Source organism: Sphingobium sp. (assembly GCA_035196065.1).
Classification (GTDB): Bacteria; Pseudomonadota; Alphaproteobacteria; order Sphingomonadales; family Sphingomonadaceae; genus Sphingorhabdus_B; species Sphingorhabdus_B rara.
The window spans coordinates 1,968,000-1,984,308 of sequence record CP136575.1 but is presented as its reverse complement, the minus strand read 5'-3'; the positions used below and the strand labels follow the sequence as shown (position 1 = coordinate 1,984,308).

General features: G+C 57.4%; 17 protein-coding genes and 1 tRNA gene. All 18 read right to left on the bottom strand.

Annotation, left to right across the window (positions count from 1 at the left end; genetic code table 11):
- Positions 1-74: 74 nt before the first annotated feature.
- Positions 75-2,018, bottom strand: a complete 1,944-nt coding sequence (locus RSE16_09525; GenBank protein ID WRH74954.1) for a potassium transporter Kup — start codon at positions 2,016-2,018, stop codon at positions 75-77.
- A 137-nt stretch (positions 2,019-2,155) separates the two neighbouring features.
- A complete protein-coding gene (locus RSE16_09520) occupies positions 2,156-2,809 on the bottom strand; it encodes a tetratricopeptide repeat protein (protein WRH74953.1) in 654 nt (217 codons plus the stop codon).
- Positions 2,806-3,213: a cytochrome c-type biogenesis protein gene (locus RSE16_09515; GenBank protein WRH74952.1), complete on the bottom strand. Its 408-nt coding sequence runs from the start codon at positions 3,211-3,213 to the stop codon at positions 2,806-2,808. The genes RSE16_09520 and RSE16_09515 overlap by 4 nt, the downstream gene beginning before the upstream one ends.
- Positions 3,210-3,740 (bottom strand): redoxin family protein, encoded by a 531-nt coding sequence (locus RSE16_09510; GenBank protein ID WRH74951.1) that lies wholly within the window; start codon positions 3,738-3,740, stop codon positions 3,210-3,212. Before RSE16_09510 ends, RSE16_09515 begins: the two co-directional genes overlap by 4 nt.
- On the bottom strand, positions 3,737-5,677 hold the full coding sequence (locus RSE16_09505; GenBank protein ID WRH74950.1) for a heme lyase CcmF/NrfE family subunit: 1,941 nt from the start codon (positions 5,675-5,677) through the stop codon (positions 3,737-3,739). Before RSE16_09505 ends, RSE16_09510 begins: the two co-directional genes overlap by 4 nt.
- Positions 5,674-6,123 (bottom strand): cytochrome c maturation protein CcmE, encoded by a 450-nt coding sequence (gene ccmE, locus RSE16_09500; protein ID WRH74949.1) that lies wholly within the window; start codon positions 6,121-6,123, stop codon positions 5,674-5,676. Before ccmE ends, RSE16_09505 begins: the two co-directional genes overlap by 4 nt.
- Positions 6,120-6,251, bottom strand: coding sequence for a heme exporter protein CcmD (gene ccmD / locus RSE16_09495; GenBank protein WRH74948.1), 132 nt, complete (start codon positions 6,249-6,251; stop codon positions 6,120-6,122). Before ccmD ends, ccmE begins: the two co-directional genes overlap by 4 nt.
- 1 nt (position 6,252) lies before the next feature.
- A complete protein-coding gene (gene ccmC, locus RSE16_09490; GenBank protein ID WRH74947.1) occupies positions 6,253-6,969 on the bottom strand; it encodes a heme ABC transporter permease CcmC in 717 nt (238 codons plus the stop codon).
- Positions 6,970-7,027: 58 nt separating this feature from the next.
- Entirely contained in the window at positions 7,028-8,059 is a 1,032-nt protein-coding gene (locus RSE16_09485; protein WRH74946.1) for a Glu/Leu/Phe/Val dehydrogenase dimerization domain-containing protein, read from the bottom strand.
- Positions 8,060-8,145: 86 nt separating this feature from the next.
- Positions 8,146-8,222: transfer RNA gene (locus RSE16_09480), tRNA-His, on the bottom strand.
- 89 nt (positions 8,223-8,311) lie between these two features.
- Positions 8,312-8,539, bottom strand: a complete 228-nt coding sequence (rpmE, locus tag RSE16_09475) for a 50S ribosomal protein L31 (protein WRH74945.1) — start codon at positions 8,537-8,539, stop codon at positions 8,312-8,314.
- 106 nt (positions 8,540-8,645) lie between these two features.
- Positions 8,646-9,101 carry a 3-hydroxyacyl-ACP dehydratase FabZ gene (fabZ, locus tag RSE16_09470; protein WRH74944.1) on the bottom strand — a complete coding sequence of 152 codons (456 nt, stop codon included), beginning with the start codon at positions 9,099-9,101 and terminating at the stop codon, positions 8,646-8,648.
- 6 nt (positions 9,102-9,107) lie between these two features.
- A complete protein-coding gene (locus RSE16_09465) occupies positions 9,108-9,854 on the bottom strand; it encodes an OmpH family outer membrane protein (protein WRH74943.1) in 747 nt (248 codons plus the stop codon).
- A complete protein-coding gene (gene bamA, locus RSE16_09460; protein WRH74942.1) occupies positions 9,854-12,511 on the bottom strand; it encodes an outer membrane protein assembly factor BamA in 2,658 nt (885 codons plus the stop codon). The genes RSE16_09465 and bamA overlap by 1 nt, the downstream gene beginning before the upstream one ends.
- Positions 12,512-12,612: 101 nt before the next feature.
- Positions 12,613-13,731: an RIP metalloprotease RseP gene (gene rseP, locus RSE16_09455; GenBank protein ID WRH74941.1), complete on the bottom strand. Its 1,119-nt coding sequence runs from the start codon at positions 13,729-13,731 to the stop codon at positions 12,613-12,615.
- Positions 13,721-14,887, bottom strand: a complete 1,167-nt coding sequence (locus RSE16_09450; protein ID WRH74940.1) for a 1-deoxy-D-xylulose-5-phosphate reductoisomerase — start codon at positions 14,885-14,887, stop codon at positions 13,721-13,723. The genes rseP and RSE16_09450 overlap by 11 nt, the downstream gene beginning before the upstream one ends.
- The gene (locus RSE16_09445; protein ID WRH74939.1) at positions 14,884-15,576 is read right to left on the bottom strand and encodes a phosphatidate cytidylyltransferase; all 693 of its coding nucleotides are present in this window, start codon (positions 15,574-15,576) and stop codon (positions 14,884-14,886) included. Before RSE16_09445 ends, RSE16_09450 begins: the two co-directional genes overlap by 4 nt.
- Complete coding sequence (gene uppS, locus RSE16_09440; protein WRH77336.1) at positions 15,573-16,223, bottom strand: polyprenyl diphosphate synthase; 651 nt, start codon at positions 16,221-16,223, stop codon at positions 15,573-15,575. The genes RSE16_09445 and uppS overlap by 4 nt, the downstream gene beginning before the upstream one ends.
- Positions 16,224-16,309: the final 86 nt, after the last annotated feature.

Sequence of the window (16,309 nt, the reverse complement as noted above, 5' to 3'; positions counted from 1 at the left end):
ATAGTTCTATCTTTGTTCTTATCGCTGGCATATATCTATTGCAACCGGCTTGGCGCTGTTCAATCCAAAATGGATCAAATCTCTACCTGACTGCCCAATTCAACGACACGATTCGTAGGCAATTTGAAAAATTCCATCGCATTGGCAGCGTTGCGTAGCATCCATGCAAAGACTTTTTCACGCCAGATCGCCATTCCCGGCACCTTGGAAGAGATAAGAGTCTGCCGCGATAGGAAGAAACTGGTGTGCATCATGTCAAATGGTGGCCCGCACAGATCGACGGTCGACAGCGTGGCTGGAACATCGGTTTCCTCAAGGAAACCAAAGCGCATGATCACACGATAGAAGCCTTCACCCAAGGTCTTGCAACTCGTCCGGTTGGCAGGGTCTACAAAAGGCACTTCGGCAATTTCCACAGTCAGGATGATCACCCTTTCGTGCAAGATGCGGTTATGCTTGATATTGTGCAGCAAGGCCGACGGAACACCCGAACTGGCTGATGCCATGAAGATCGCGGTACCCGGCACGCGCTGTGCGCTTCCTGCAGCAGACTTGATGAAAATTTCCATCGGCATGGTCGCTTCTGCCATGCGCTCGCGCATCAATTGCCGACCGCGCGACCAAGTCGTCAGCAATGTGAAAATGATAAGGCCTACGACGAGCGGGAAATATCCGCCGCTGGGCACCTTCATCAAGTTAGACCCGAAATAGGCGATGTCGACGATGAAGAAAATCGCCAGCACTGGGAGTGCCTTCCACTTCGGCCATTTCCACAACGACAACAGCACGACCGAAATCAGGCAGGTGTCGATGAACATCGCCCCGGTCACTGCGATGCCATAAGCGGCGGCAAGATTGCTCGACGACTGGAATACCAGCACAAGCATGAGGACCATAACCATCAACGCCCAGTTGATCGTCGGAATGTAAATTTGCCCTGCCTCGCTCTCGCTGGTGTGGCGGATACTAAGGCGGGGCATGAAGCCAAGCTGGATCGCCTGCTGCGTCAGGGAGAATGCCCCCGAGATGACCGCTTGGCTGGCAATGATCGTCGCCATGATTGCCAGCAGAACGATCGGCAGACGCAGTGCATCGGGCAGCATCAGGAAGAACGGGTCCTTGATCACCTGCTGCGCTTCGGCAGGGCTGAGTGACAGCACCATCGCACCCTGCCCCATATAGTTCAGCATCAGTGCCGGCAGAACGAACCACAGCCAGGAAATCTTGATCGGACGGCGCCCGAAATGGCCCATATCGGCATATAAAGCCTCGGCGCCGGTGATAGCGAGCACGACAGCGCCAAGCGCCACAAAGGCGCGGAAGCCATCAATATAGAAGAAGTAGATGGCGTTGAGCGGGTTCAGCGTTTCCAAAATGATGGAAGGCATGTGAACGATGTAGACCAGCCCCAGCGCGGCCAGCGTCGCAAAATAGACCAGCATGATCGGGCCGAATAAGGCGCCAACCTTGGCCGTGCCGCGGGCCTGGATGAGAAACAGGCTCACCAATATGGCAATGGCGATCGGCAGCACCCATTCGCGGAACCCGGGATGGACATAGCTTAGCCCTTCAGTCGCGGAGAGCACCGACATTGCGGGCGTAATCATGGAGTCGCCGTAGAACAAGGCGGTCGCGAACACGCCGAGCATGATGATCGGCGCGGTCCATTTCTCGCCCTCGGTCTTTCGACTGATAAGCGCGAGCAAGGCCAGACTACCTCCCTCGCCCTTGTTGCCAGCTTTCATGATCGTGAAAACATATTTGAACGTCACCACCAGCATCATCGACCAGAAGACCAAGCTGAGAACGCCGACAATATGTACGGGATCCGGATTGATCGGGTGATGCCCGGCAAAGGTTTCGCGAAAAGCGTAGATCGGGCTGGTGCCGATATCGCCGAAAACAACACCGACCGTGCCGACACAAAGCGTCAGTATCGAAGCTTTTTTCTGGCCATGCCCGCCATGGCCTTGCTGACCATTTCCATTATCGGCGGTTTCGATCTGTGTTTCTGCCATGCGCCCCCCGAGGCGATACCAATGGTCCAACCGCCAAATTCAATAAGAAGTCAGCGAGCGCGGGCGAATAGCACTTCTCCACCACACTTACAAACGAAAGCAAGCGGCCATAAATTCCACTTAAATATCTGAATTATTTAAGGTCTATTCATAGAATCTGCATTGTTGGAGGCCGTCAGCATGGCTTCAAGCCCCCTAATCTGCGACTCCAGAGCAGTGCGATACTTGGCTTTCGGAGTCGCGCGCTCCAGTACGGCCCTCCATTTCGTCAGCGTCTCATCGGGTTTGCGTGCAAAAAGCGCCGCCAGACCCTCAAAATAGTCAGGCGCAGGATAGGCTGGGCCCAGCGCCCGCGCACGAGCAAAGGCAAATTGCGCGGGTGGTGTCAGTTCGCCATCGCTTGCCAGAAGCAGCACCACCCCAAGGCCAGACCATAGGTCCGGATTCTCGGGATGCTCGCGTAGTCCTGCCTGAAGATAACCTGCAGCCGCACGGTAATTGCCGTTCCGCGCAAAGCCGTCGGCAGTGACGAGCCACATTTTCGCAACACCAAATCCAACATCCATGTCGCTGCGGATTTTCAACAGTGCATCGGCAGCGCCGCGTTCTGCTTCGATGGATTTCGCTGGCACCGAAGGCAAGGCCGGGCGTGCTTGCCAGGCAAAACCCGCCATCGCGAGGCACAAAGTCGCAAGCAATGGCTGCCAGACCAGCTTCCGAGCCTTGGACGCAAACAATACAAGCCCACCGGCCATTGCGGCAAGCAGTACCATGGCGATCCAACCACTCATTTTTTTTCTTTCCGGAAACGGCCGCGCGCCACCAGCAACGCCGCAGCCAGAAGAAGAAGAGGCATAATCCACAGGAACAGACCGCTGCCATGCGTTGGTGGGACGAAACTTATCCATTCGCCATAACGCTGCACCAGCCAGGATTCGATTTCAGCATCGCTCCTGCCCGCTTCGATCTGCACGCGCACCTCATGGCGCATTGCGCCTGCGATCGGCGCGTCGCTGTCATGAATCGATTGGCCTTGGCACTGGATGCAACGCAGTCGTTCCATCAGTTCAAGGGCGCGTGCTTCTTGCACCGGATCTTCAAGCTGCACATTCGCCTTTGGTGGCGGCGCACCCTGCTGCGCGGCAAGCGGGGCCGTCAACAGTATAAGGCCACCGATGACGATGCCCCGCTTCATTTTGCGGCCTTCAGCTTTTCAATAAGCGGCGCGACATGCTCGGCGCGAATATCGCCGATATGCTGGTGGATAATCCGCCCTTTACCGTCGATCAAATAAGTTTCCGGTACACCCGACGATCCAAGTTTCAACTGCATCAGCATGTCCATATCGGCACCGATGCGGACAAAGGGATTGCCATGTTCAACCAGAAACGCGCTGACATCTTCGGGCTTATCCTTCACCGCGATGCCGTGGATTTCGACGCCAGCTTCCTTTATCTGTTCCAGAAACGGCGCTTCTGCTTGGCACGGCAAACACCAGCTGGCAAAAATGTTCAGCATCCGAGGCTTGCCATCGGCGAAATCGGTATGCGTCAGGCCTTGTACCCCCTCAAGCGCTGCGGGCAGCACAAATTCCGGTAAAGGTTTTCCAACCAGTTGCGACCGGACATATTCATCCTTCGGTTCGACGAGGCCGAACAGAAAAATCCCGCCCAGAAAGGCGAAAACGGCGAACGGCGCCCATAACAGCCAGTTGCGCTTCATGCATTGCTCCATGGATTGCTTTTGCGGCGGCGGCGCAAACGGGCGAACAGCCCCGATCGGCCGACCAGAGCCATTGCTCCACCCAGCGCAATCAATATCCCGCCATACCAGATCAAGGTCACATAAGGCTTCCACCACAGCCGGATTTGCCAGCGATCAGGGATTTCACCCTCTGCCGGCGCCGCTATCACCGCATAAAGCTGCCCGTCCCAACGTGTGAGCAGTGCGGCTTCAGTCGTCTGCTGTTCAGGATCGATGAACTGGCGCGATTGCGGCCTCATGATCAACGTTTTGCCATCCCGCTCGACACGCAACACGCCTTCAAGTGCGACCCAGTTTTCGCCAACGACAGGGCGGACTTCATCAAGCCGCGCCTGCCATCCCGAAATCGTCACCGTTTCTCCGGGCCGCATTGCTGCCAGCTTTTCGCTGCTCCAGCCTGATTCGGTTGCCATCCCGGTAATGCTGACCGCCATCCCCAGATGCGCAATGATCATGCCCCACATGGTGATCGGGGTACGCAGAAGGTTTCTGCCATAAAGCGGCAATAAGGATCCGACTGCGGTCGCGATGGCCACTGCAAGGGCCAACACCGACCAGAAACCGGCACTGGGCGACGTTACAAACAGGCCGGCAGTCAACAAACCAAAGGCCAGAGCAGGAAGCGCGAGCGTTTTTAGTCTGCGGGCCTCATCCCCGCGCCAGCGCAGCATCGGGCCGATTATCAACAAGACCATCAGCGCAAGACCGATCGGCACGGTCGTGCGGTTGAAATAGGGCGGCCCTACCGAAATACGGTCGCCCATCGCCTCTGCTGCGAGCGGCCAGAGCGTTCCTACCAATACGATCGCGAGAATGACGCTAAGCAGGATGTTATTGCCCACAATCGCGCCTTCGCGGCTCAACAGGGTGAAAGTCTTGCCTTCACGCACGACACCGATACGCAATGCAAAGAGCGCGAGGGCACCACCAACATAGATCAGCAGCAAGCCAAGAATGAAGGCACCGCGTTCCGGATCAACCGCAAAAGCGTGGACACTGGTCAATATCCCCGAACGCACGAGGAAGGTTCCAGCCATTGCCATGGCAAAGGCAACCAGCGCCAGCATGATCGTCCATGCCCGCAACGCATCCCGGGTCGCCAGAACGGCCACCGAATGCAGCAGCGCAGTTGCGGCAAGCCAGGGCATAAGCGAGGCATTTTCAACAGGGTCCCAGAACCACCATCCGCCCCAGCCCAGTTCATAATAGGCCCAATAACTGCCGGCAGCGATTCCGATGGTCAGGAAAATCCAGGCTAGAAGCACCCAAGGCCGCATCGCGCGCGCAAATGCAGGGCCAATCCGACCTGTCATTAATGCAGCGACAGCAAAGGAAAAGGCGACTGAAAGGCCAACATAGCCGATATAGAGCGTCGGCGGATGGAACGCCAAACCGATATCCTGCAATAACGGGTTCAGACCTGCTCCACTGGCAGGTGCGGGGTCGAGCCGCTCAAACGGGTTCGACGAAAACAAAAGGAATGCGAAGAAGCCTAGCGCAACAAGGGCCTGCGCGAAAAGTGCCGCTCCCAATGTCTGCTGATCAAGGCGCCGTTCGAACAATGCGATAGCGGCGCCGGAAAGCGACAATACGCTGACCCAAAGCAGCATAGAGCCTTCATGATTGCCCCATGTGCCCGCCAGCTTGAAGATCATCGGTTTATCGACATGGCTGTTGGTTGCAACGAGCAGGACCGAAAGATCGGTGATCGCGAAAAGCCAAACCAGACATCCGAAAGACAACAGGCAAAGCGCACCTTGCACAACCGCAACGGGTTTGGTCAGCGACGCCAGCGCAGGCGATAGCCCGCGCCAATGCCCGATCCCTGCAAATGCCTGAAGCACGGCAAAAGCCGCGGCAAGCCAAAGGGCGGCCAGACCGAGTTCGGCAATCATTCTGCTAGACTATCCTTGCTATGCTGGGCCGCACTCATGTCGATATCTTCCAGCTCTCTCGGTACGTAATTTTCATCATGGCGTGCCAGCAAACTGTCCGCGACAAACACGCCATCGCTGGCCAACCTGCCATCGGCGACCACCCCGGATCCTTCAACAAAAAGATCGGGCGTAATGCCGCGGTACCGGACATTCTGTGTCTTGTCGCGATCCTGAACGACAAAGGAAACGGTCACGCCATCGGCTTCACGCTTGATCGAGCCCTGCTGCACCATGCCACCGAGCCGGATCGCACGGCCTGCCGGAACATCCGCCTCGGCAAGCGTGGTTGGCGTGTAAAAATAGCTCGCTTCTTCACGAAGGGCAGACGCCGCCAGCAGCCCTGCCCCGATCAACGCCAGCAAGGCGATTACCGCCAAAAGCAGCCTTTGATGCTTGGGTTTCATCGGGATTTCTTCAAATCGTCGGCCAACGCCTCGGCTTTGCGCATCGCAAGCCAGCTCTGCGCCAAAAGCCCGAGAACGCCGATTGCGGTAATCAAAAACGCAGCGGCAATGAAGGGTCCATGAGCCATATCAATCCTCCGCCAGACGGCGCATCCGCGCCTCGATCCGGATTTCGGCCAATTGTGCGCGCATCCGCATCAACGTTATTGCACCGAACAATAGTGAAAAGCCCAGCGCGCTGGCGAACAGCGGCCAAAGATAGGTGGCATCGATGGTCGAACCGGAAAGCGTGATGCTCGCTTTTTGGTGCTGGCTTTCCCACCAGACCACCGAGCGGTTGATGATCGGGATGTTAACGGCACCGATGATCCCGAAAACGGCAGCCGTGCGGCTGACACTGCCTTTTTCGCTCGATGCATTGGCAAGCGCGATATAGCCGAGATAGAGGAAAAAGAGGACGAGCATCGACGTCAATCGGCCATCCCATACCCACCAGACGCCCCATGTCGGTCGTCCCCAGATCGAACCGGTAATCAGGCAAAGCGCAGCGAACATGGCACCCGGCACGGCGATGGCCCGCGCGGAAACCCCTGCCAGCGGATGACGCCAGACAAGCTGAATGATGCTGGCAATGGCAATTCCCGTCCAGCCCGCCATGCCGAGCCAGGCGGCAGGCACATGGACGAATATGATCTTGACGCTATGCCCCTGAAGCCGTTCGGCAGGAACCATAGTCAAACCCCAGGCGCAGGCACCAATAGCAAGCACCAGTCCCGCCCACAAAAGCAGGGGAGTCAGGGGCTTGGCGATGCCGAGAAAGCGAGCAGGATTTGCGAAGCGGTGCATGTTTATGTCTCGGAGTGAGCCTCTAGCATTGCCCGCACCCGTCGCCAATTGATTTGACTCAACGACCGATAAGTCTTTGTGCAATCCGGTCCGCCACCTCAGCGGGCGTGGCACCAGTGGCTTCGCTCTCGTCCCAGATCTGATGCAGACGCCCCGGAATGCTATCAATCCGGGCGTTGATCGCGGTATCGTCTGCGCCGTCAATATTCCGCAGCACATTGATGATGCCGCCCGCGTTGATCACATAATCGGGCGCGTAGACAATTCCGCGTTCGGCAAGCTGGCGGCCCTGAGCAATCGTTGCCAACTGATTATTTGCACCACCAGCGACCGCCTTCACACGAAGCGCTGAAACGCTTGCCTCAGTCAGGATCGCGCCAAGCGCGCACGGGCTGAGTATATCGGCCTCGACCGCCATCACGGTATCGCTGGCGACGGTTTGCGCGCCCAGCTCATCAGCAAGAGCCACCGCACGTGCCGTATCAACATCTGCCAGCGTCAATTTCGCGCCATCAACTGCAAGATAGCGAGCGGCGCCGCCACCGACGCTTCCAACACCCTGAATCGCAATGTGCAGCCCGGTGACATCGTCACTTCCAAAGGCACGTTTTGCCGCCGCCTTGATGCCCAGATAAACACCACGCGCAGTATAAGGGCCGGGATCGCCACCCTGCCCCGGAAGCCCCGCAACATGGCGGGTATTGGCGGACAGCGCGACCATGTCCGCCTCTGACATGCCGACATCCTGCGCAGTGATATAGCGGCCACCCAGCGAATCGACTGCGCGGGCAAAGGCATCAAGCATGTCCTGCGCCTTGGTTTTGGCAGGATTGGCAAGAATCACAGCCTTGCCGCCGCCAGCAGCCAAACCTGCCATGGCGTTCTTATAGCTCATACCGCGCGACAGACGCAGCGCATCGGTCAAAGCCAGTTGCGTGTCTGCATAATGCCAGAAACGGGTTCCGCCGGCAGCGGGGCCCAAATGGGTCGAATGGATTGCAATAACGGCGCGGAGCCCCGTTTTCAGGTCATCGAACAGATGCACCGATTCATGGGCATCGAAATCGGGGAGGTCCCAAAGCGCTGGCATGTCGCTTTCCTTCGCGAGTCGCGTCAAATTACAAGGCGGCGCAATAAAGTTACGCAGCGCCTTTGTCAGCTTAAAAATGGGAATGATGGGGCGACCGACGGGATCCGAACCCGCGACCTCTGGTACCACAAACCAGCGCTCTAACCAACTGAGCTACGGTCGCCATAGCGCCTGAAGAAAGGCAGACGCGTCCTTAGGTAGGAACGAGGCCGGGCGTCAACCCGGCACCGTTCGAAAGTGTAGCAATCAAGCTTATTTCTTGAGCGTAAGGCCGCCAAAACGCTTGTTGAACTGAGCGACGCGACCACCTGCGTCCAAAAGGCGCTGGTTGCCGCCGGTCCATGCCGGGTGCGACGTCGGATCGATGTCAAGTTGCAGCGTGTCGCCTTCCTTGCCCCAGGTGGAGCGGGTTTCGAACACGGTGCCGTCAGTCATCTGCACCTTGATCATGTGATAGTCGGGATGGATATCGCTTTTCATGTCTTTGGCTCCGTTGCGGCCCGGTTTCCGACCGGACCAGGATATGGAAAGCGCCGCCCTTAACGGCGGTCGCCGGATATTGCAAGTTTTCTGAAAAACCTATTGATCAGGCAGGCGGATCGGCAATCATCGCCATGAATTCCGCTTCTGCAGCCACCTGATCACCGATCATTGCTTTACCAGCAAATTTGCAGACACGCGGGCGCTTCTGAGTGAATTCAACATGAAGGTGCAGCAGACAGCCTGGTTCAACGGGCGCACGGAACTTGGCGTTGTCAATCGCCATGAAATAGACCAGCTTTCCTGAACCAGCGAGGTCAAAGCTTTCCATCGCCAGCACGCCGGCGGCTTGTGCCAGTGCCTCAACGATCATCACACCAGGCATGATCGGACGACCGGGGAAATGCCCCTGAAAAAAGCCTTCATTCATCGTCACAGCCTTAACCGCGACGATGCGTTCATCCTTTTCCAGCCGCTCTACCCTGTCCACCAAAAGCATCGGATAGCGGTGCGGCAGCACCGCCATCACCCGGCGGACGTCGTAATTTTCGAACCCGGCCATATTGGATTAGCGGCTCTCGGGCTGCGGGGCCTGCGGCGCAGGTGCGGGCGCAGCCGTTCCAGCGGGTGCCTGAGGCTGTGCAGCCTGCTGAGCTTGGGCCTGCTGCATTGCACGCATCGCGCGGGCCTGCAGCACCTGTGTCACCGATTCATACAAAGCCATCACCCGGCGCGAGACCGAATATTCTTCGGGTGGCGTAATCGAGACCGCAGGAACAAGCACATCCAGACGTTGCGTTACTTTTGACGTGATATTGATCGCGTCAGGGGCCCACAGCACCGCGTCAGGCGCCAGAACAACATTGATCTTGTTCGCGGCAACAACATCTTTCAGCGCCTGCAAATAGCTTTTATCGACAGAATCGACGACAAAAATCTGCGCAGCGCGGATCGGCTGGACCAGCTTTGCGATTTCTTCCTGCTTTGCATTGATCTGCGCGATCAACGGGCTGTTCGAAGCCTGCATCTTCTGCTGCTCTTCGGGCGAAAGCTGATTATCCTTATTGGCATCAAACTGCACTGCAAGCTGCTGCTGCAACTGCTGGGATTCGGCCGTGCGGGCGTCGATCAGGTCGAGGTTCGATGCAAAGGTCGTCTCGATCTGCTTGTAACCCTGCTGCAACGCCTTGGCACTGGTAATCACAGCAACGGGCTCAGTAACGCCGATACCGGCAACCTGGGCATTGGCAGCAAAAGGAGTGGCAGCCGACGACAAAGCCAGCAACAGGGCGACCTTTTTTGATTTGAAGTTCATTAGAATTGGGTTCCTACATTGAATGTGAATAGCTTGGTGTCATCACCCGGCTCCTTTACGAGAGCCTTGGCGAGATCGATCCTGAACGGACCGAAGGGAGAATTCCAGTTCACGCCAACACCAACCGAAACGCGCGGCTTCCAGCTGTCACCGAAAAAGCGTTCTTCAAATTGCAGCGCCGGCAAGCGGGCTGAACCATCCGCGTTGAGCCGGTCCGTCGACTCGCGAAGCACCGGCGTCGTGCCGGTAGCATCTACAAAATAGTAAAGCGGCTGACCGGGGTCGGTTAGAGTCGCCTGAGTGCGCCGCTGCACCGATTGCAGCAGCGGACGGGTCACATCGAACACCGCGCCGGCATCAACGAAGAGCGATGGCCTCAAGCCCAGTTCCTTGGCCCCGCTGCCCAGCGGGATTTCCAGTTCAGCGCGGGCGAGATAATAAACCCTGCCGCCAATGGAATCATCCTGGATCTGGTTGCGTTGCAAACGCGGCACGTTCGCAGCGACGCCATTCTCAATCGCGCCATCAAAGAAAATACGCTGCACCCGCGGACCGACGCCGCGAATGTCAAAGCCTCTGATCTGGGGTTCACCCAGATAGAAACGGTCGGTCAGACGAACATCATCAATGCCCTGCACGGCAGATCCCCGATTTTCCAGCGGATGGATATATCCACCCTCACCCGAAATCGAGAAGATGAAGCCGCCGTCGGTCACGCGCCAATATTTATTCGCCGACAGACGCGACCGAATATATTTCACATCGCCGCCAAGGCCGGCAAAATCCTGGCTCAGGCTAACGCTGTGACCGCGCGTCGGGCGCAAACGGCTGTCGCGGGTATCATAGACCAGCGTGTAGCCGATTGAAGAAGTCAGGCGATTACCGATGGCATCGCACAAGAAGCGGCCTGCAAGAATAGGATCGCAGGTGAGCGGCAATGGCCCGGTGCCATCCGGATCGCTGAAGAACAGGTTCCGGTCGAGCGAGATATCATCATAGTTGATGCCATAACGCGCCTGGAAGAACAGATATTCGGTAACCGGCACACCCGTGCGGATCTGGAAACCGGTCGTCGCCTGTTTGTAAGTCGTGTTGCGATCATTGTTGAAGAAGTTGAAGCTAGACAGGTCGCGGCGGAAGATATCGCCCGACAGCGCGATTGAGCGATCGAAAAGATAAGGCTCGGTGAAGCCCAGTTCGACGGACTTTGAATAGCTGGAATAGGATACGTTCGCGCGCAGCTCCTGCCCCTTCCCGCGGAAGTTGCGCTGCGTGATCGCACCTTGGAAGATGAAATTCTCGATCGACGAGAAACCAGCCGAAAGCGACAATTCGCCGGTGGCCTTTTCCTCGACATTGGTGGTCAGCACGATGCGATCCGGGCCGCTGCCCTGCTCCTGCTCAACCTCAAGGTCTTCCTGGAAATAGCCAAGCGACTTGATGCGGTCGGTTGTGCGCTTCACCTGGATACTGTTGAACGCGTCGCCTTCGTTAAGGCGGAATTCGCGGCGGATCACCTTGTCCTGCGTCACGGTGTTGCCGTTGATGTCGATCCGCTCGACAAACACACGTTCCGCTTCCGCGATCTCAAAGGTGATGCTCATCGTCAGCGCGTCCTTGTCGCGCTGGAAATTCGGGCTCACATCGGCAAAAGCATAGCCGAACAGGCCAGCGCTCTCGGTCAGCCCCTCAACGGTATCTTCCACCTCTTTGGCGTTATACCAGCTGCCCTTTTTGATCCGCAGGTTCTTCGTCAGCGCGTCCGAGTTGAAATCGCGGATCTTGCTGTCGACCTTGACGTCACCAAATTTGTAACGCTGCCCTTCCTCCACCACATAAGTAATGATGAAGTCCCGCTTGTCAGGCGTCAGTTCCGCGACAGCCGAAACAACACGGAAATCGGCATAACCCTGCGTCAGATAGAATTGGCGCAATTTCTGCTGGTCAAAGGCAAGGCGATCAGGATCATAGCTGGTGCCCGAGCTAAAAATGCTCGTCAGCCGCGCTTGCTTGGTGACCATTTCGCCGCGCAGATCATTATCGGAAAACTGATCGTTGCCGATGATGTTGATCTGGCGAACCTTCGACTTCGGCCCTTCGGTGATTTCAAACACGATATCGACGCGGTTCTGATCCAATTGGACCAGTTTCGGTTCGACCTGTGCGGCAAAGCGGCCCTGCCGCTTGTACAGTTCGACAATGCGGGCAACGTCAGCGCGCACTTTCGACCGGGAATAGATCTGGCGCGGTGCCAGCTTGATCTCGGGCTCGATCTTGTCATTCTTGATCCGCTTATTGCCTTCAAGAATGATGCGGTTGATTACCGGATTTTCGCGCACCTCGATCGTCACGTCGCCGCCACTGTTGCGAACACTCACGTCAGCGAACAATTCCGTCGCGTATAGATCTTTCAGCGCTTGGTCGCCGGCCGCCTGCGTCCACACCTGACCGGTGCGCAAACGGATATACGACCGGACTGTATCCGCCTCGAGCCGCTGAGTACCGACGATGTTGATCGAACGGATGGTTTCATTCTGTGCCGCGGGCGCAGGTGCAGGCGCAGAGGTCTGCGCTGATGCGACGGAGATCGGCATTGCCACCATGATCGCCAGGATCGACGCAGTCATCCTGGCGCCGGTAACCGTAGATTTATTCATAGAAAGACGACCTTCCCTCTGGCCCCGCATACGGTAAATATTCTGGGGCATTGCCCCAAGCGCCGCTCGCAATCAAGCAATCTGTATATTCTATCCACGCCTCATTTGCCGAACAGGCCGAATGAGGCGAGATCATTGAACGTGACCACCAGCATAAAACTGACCAGCACAGCAAAACCCGCGCGGAAAGCCCATTCCTGGACGACGGGAGTCGTGGGACGCCGCCTTATGCCTTCAATGGCATAAAGCAGCAGGTGACCACCGTCGAGCATCGGGATTGGCAACAGATTGATGAACCCCAAGTTAATTGATATCATCGCAGTCAGCCACAAAAAGGCGCTGAGCCCCAAAACAAACTGTTCACCCGATACCTTTGCGATCTTTAACGGGCCGCCCAGTTCGGTAATCGGCCGCCGGCCGGAGATGATCTGACCAAGCGTCTTTACGGTCAAACGCACGATGTTGGCGGTTTCTCGAGTTGCGATAAACGGTGCCTCGATCAAGCTGACTTCACGGATCACCGGCGGCGGTATCGGCAAACCAAGCACGCCGCGTCGATATTCATTGCCGAAACGGTCGACTTCTCGCAGCGTCCCGATTTCAGCCAGTTCGGTACGGGCGGCACCATCACGTTCAATTCGCAGCGGAATTGTCTCACCCGGATGGACCGAAATTTCGGTTGCCAGTTCGGGGAAGTTATCAACGGCAACGCCGTTCACAGCTAGAATACGGTCCCCCGGTTGCAGGCCGATCTTCTCGGCGGCGCTTCCTTCAGCAACAGATTCAACCACCGGCGGGTTCACGGCCTGACCATAAACATAGACAAAGCCTGCCAAGATCAGGATCGCCAGAATGAAATTGACCGCAGGCCCGGCAAAAACGATCAGTGCACGCTTCCACAGCGCCTTTGACTGGAATGTCTGGTCGCGTTCTGACTGCGGCAATTCGGCCCATTGAGCGTCGGGCTGGCTCGCCGGGTTCATGTCGCCTGCAAATTGCACATATCCGCCAAGGGGCAGCGCGCCGATCCGCCAGAGCGTGCCACGCTTGTCAACGCGGCCCCACAGTTGCGGGCCAAAACCGATCGAGAATTTATCTGCCTTCACGCCGAACCAGCGGCCCACCCAATAATGGCCCAGTTCATGGACCACGACGAGCGTTCCCAGCAGGATCATGAATGCGAAAATGGTGACGAGAAGGCTCGGCGATTCAAGCTGCATGTGGTAATTTTTCCATCAGGCTTTTCGCATAGCTGCGGGCTGCTGCATCAATGCTGAACAAATGTTCGAGCGAATGGGGGGCGTTCGGCGAATAGCCGTCGAGCGTCGACGAAACCACATTGGCAATGTCGAGAAAACCGATTTGGCCATTGAGGAAAGCCGCGACAGCCACTTCATTGGCGGCATTCAGAATGGCGGGGGCCGCCCCGCCTTGTTCGGCGGAGGTTCGCGCCAGCTGCAAGGCCGGGAAACGCACAAGATCAGGCACTTCAAATTCGAGTTTTGAAATGCGCGCCAGATCAAGCGGCTCGCTATTTGTCTCTATCCGCGCCGGCCAGGCAAGCGTGCTCGCAATCGGGATGCGCATGTCCGGCGATCCAAGCTGCGCCAGCGTCGATCGGTCAACATATTCCACCATCGAATGGATGACCGATTGCGGATGAACGACAATATCGAGCCGGTCGAGGCCAACCGGGAACAGGTGGTGGGCCTCGATCAATTCGAGGCCTTTGTTCATCATCGTGGCGCTATCTACGCTAATCTTCGCACCCATATCCCAATTGGGGTGGGCAACGGCTTGGGCCGGCGTGACGGCACGCATCTGGTCCAGACTGAAGGTGCGGAACGGACCGCCACTTGCGGTCAGCGTGATCTTTCGCACCTGATCGATATGGCCGCCAGCAAGGCATTGGAAGATTGCGTTATGCTCTGAATCGACCGGGAGCAAAGTTGCACCCGACCGTTCGACCGCGGCCATCATCAGATCGCCCGCAGAAACCAGGGCTTCCTTATTGGCGAGAGCAACCGTCTTGCCGGCCTCGATCGCGGCCATGGTGGGCGGCAAGCCTGCGCAGCCGACAATCGCCGCCATCGTCCAATCAGCGCCCATTTGCGCCGCTTCGACGAGAGCGGCAGGGCCGGCTGCTGCCTTGGTGGAACTGCCCGCCAAGGCCTCAACCAATGCGGCATAGGCCGTTTCATCGGCGACCACCGCAATTTCAGCATCAAATTCACGCGCAAGCTTGGCGAGATCGGCGGCGTTGCCATTGGCCGTCAGTGCGACAATGCGATATTTGTCACGATGCTGGCGCACCAGATCAAGCGTCGAAAGACCGACCGAACCGGTCGCGCCGAAAATGGAAAGCGAACGCGTCACGCCAGTGAAGTCCACAAAAGGTCGAAATGCACAAAGCCGAGGATTAACGCGACCGCGAAAAGAACCGCCAAAAGACCGTCTGCCCGATCAAACAAGCCGCCATGCCCCGGTATCAGACTGCCCGAATCTTTGACGCCTGCCCTACGTTTCATCCAGCTTTCGAAAAAATCGCCTGCCTGAGCGATCATCGCGAGCGCCGCACCAAGCAGGGGCTGCCACAGCGCGAAGCTTTCGACATAGCTGCCGACACCTGTAATCAGCCCGGCCGACGCTGCCATGCCGCCGGCAAGGCCTGCCCAAGTCTTTGACGGGCTGATCCTCGGTGCAATTTTCGGTCCGCCGATCGCGCGACCCGCAAAATAGGCGCCAGTATCCGTTGCAATGACGACGCCGATGATGGTCAACACCATGTAAAGTTCACTCGTCTCCCGCAAAAAGGCGAGGATTGCGGTCGCAAGACCAATATAGAGCACCCCGCCAAATGCCCAGACCAGGCGGCCTGCAATATCGGAGCGCAGCTTCCAGGCAAGGCGCAACCATTCGCGCAAAAGCCCAACAGCAACAAGAAGGATGAACAGGCGAAAAGCCCATCCCCCTATCCAGATCGCAAGCGCTGCCACACCCATCATCACGACACCCGAAAGTGTGCGGACCCCAAGGTCGGAACGCGGTTTAACCTCGTCGATCATCGCCCGCCAAAACGCCTTTCGCGCTGTGCGAACTCGGCAATCGCGGCATCAAATTCGGCTGTAGAGAAATCCGGCCAAAGCGTACCGGTAAACCACAGTTCCGCATAGGCCGCCTGCCAGAGCATGAAATTGGATAGCCGCTGCTCGCCTGATGTGCGGATCAGCAAATCAAGCGGCGGCAGATCCGCGGTATCGAGATGCCGTTCGATTGCCTCTGCGCTGATTACGCCTTCTGCCGCAGCAGCCTGCGCCGCGCGGACAAGTTCATCCTGCGCGCCATAATTCAGTGCCACCGCAAGAGTGGTGCGCCGATTGTGCGCGGTGCGCGCCAGTGCATCATCGATCATGTCGACAATGTCGGGCGCCAGCGCTTTGTAATTGCCAATGATTTTCAGCCGCACATCATTGGCCGCGAATTCATCAATGTCCGATTTGATAAAGCCGCGCAGCAGCCCCATCAGATCATTGATCTCGTCCTCCGGCCGCTTCCAATTCTCGCTGGAAAAGGCGTAAAGCGACAGCGCCTCAAGGCCTGTAGTTGCCGCATGACGCACGATATCACGGACGGTCTCTACACCCTTTTTGTGGCCCAGTGCACGGGGAAGATGCTTTTTCTTCGCCCAGCGGCCATTTCCGTCCATGATGATGGCAACATGGCGCGCGCCATGAGCACCGCCCCCGCTGGTTTGGGGATCGGCGGCCTTAACGGCCCTCGCCTTTGAGGACCGGAAAC

What these genes read in the sequence shown, in the direction of transcription:
- ccmC (WRH74947.1), bottom strand. Translation starts at nt 6,969, where the DNA reads ATGCACCGCTTCGCAAATCCTGCTCGCTTTCTCGGCATCGCCAAGCCC.
- RSE16_09510 (WRH74951.1), bottom strand. Translation starts at nt 3,740, where the DNA reads ATGAAGCGCAACTGGCTGTTATGGGCGCCGTTCGCCGTTTTCGCCTTT.
- bamA (WRH74942.1), bottom strand. Translation starts at nt 12,511, where the DNA reads ATGAATAAATCTACGGTTACCGGCGCCAGGATGACTGCGTCGATCCTG.
- fabZ (WRH74944.1), bottom strand. Translation starts at nt 9,101, where the DNA reads ATGGCCGGGTTCGAAAATTACGACGTCCGCCGGGTGATGGCGGTGCTG.
- RSE16_09525 (WRH74954.1), bottom strand. Translation starts at nt 2,018, where the DNA reads ATGGCAGAAACACAGATCGAAACCGCCGATAATGGAAATGGTCAGCAA.
- RSE16_09445 (WRH74939.1), bottom strand. Translation starts at nt 15,576, where the DNA reads ATGATCGACGAGGTTAAACCGCGTTCCGACCTTGGGGTCCGCACACTT.
- RSE16_09485 (WRH74946.1), bottom strand. Translation starts at nt 8,059, where the DNA reads ATGCCAGCGCTTTGGGACCTCCCCGATTTCGATGCCCATGAATCGGTG.
- RSE16_09515 (WRH74952.1), bottom strand. Translation starts at nt 3,213, where the DNA reads ATGAAGCGGGGCATCGTCATCGGTGGCCTTATACTGTTGACGGCCCCG.
- RSE16_09520 (WRH74953.1), bottom strand. Translation starts at nt 2,809, where the DNA reads ATGAGTGGTTGGATCGCCATGGTACTGCTTGCCGCAATGGCCGGTGGG.
- ccmD (WRH74948.1), bottom strand. Translation starts at nt 6,251, where the DNA reads ATGGCTCATGGACCCTTCATTGCCGCTGCGTTTTTGATTACCGCAATC.
- rseP (WRH74941.1), bottom strand. Translation starts at nt 13,731, where the DNA reads ATGCAGCTTGAATCGCCGAGCCTTCTCGTCACCATTTTCGCATTCATG.
- rpmE (WRH74945.1), bottom strand. Translation starts at nt 8,539, where the DNA reads ATGAAAAGCGATATCCATCCCGACTATCACATGATCAAGGTGCAGATG.
- RSE16_09505 (WRH74950.1), bottom strand. Translation starts at nt 5,677, where the DNA reads ATGATTGCCGAACTCGGTCTGGCCGCCCTTTGGCTTGCCGCGGCTTTT.
- RSE16_09465 (WRH74943.1), bottom strand. Translation starts at nt 9,854, where the DNA reads ATGAACTTCAAATCAAAAAAGGTCGCCCTGTTGCTGGCTTTGTCGTCG.
- ccmE (WRH74949.1), bottom strand. Translation starts at nt 6,123, where the DNA reads ATGAAACCCAAGCATCAAAGGCTGCTTTTGGCGGTAATCGCCTTGCTG.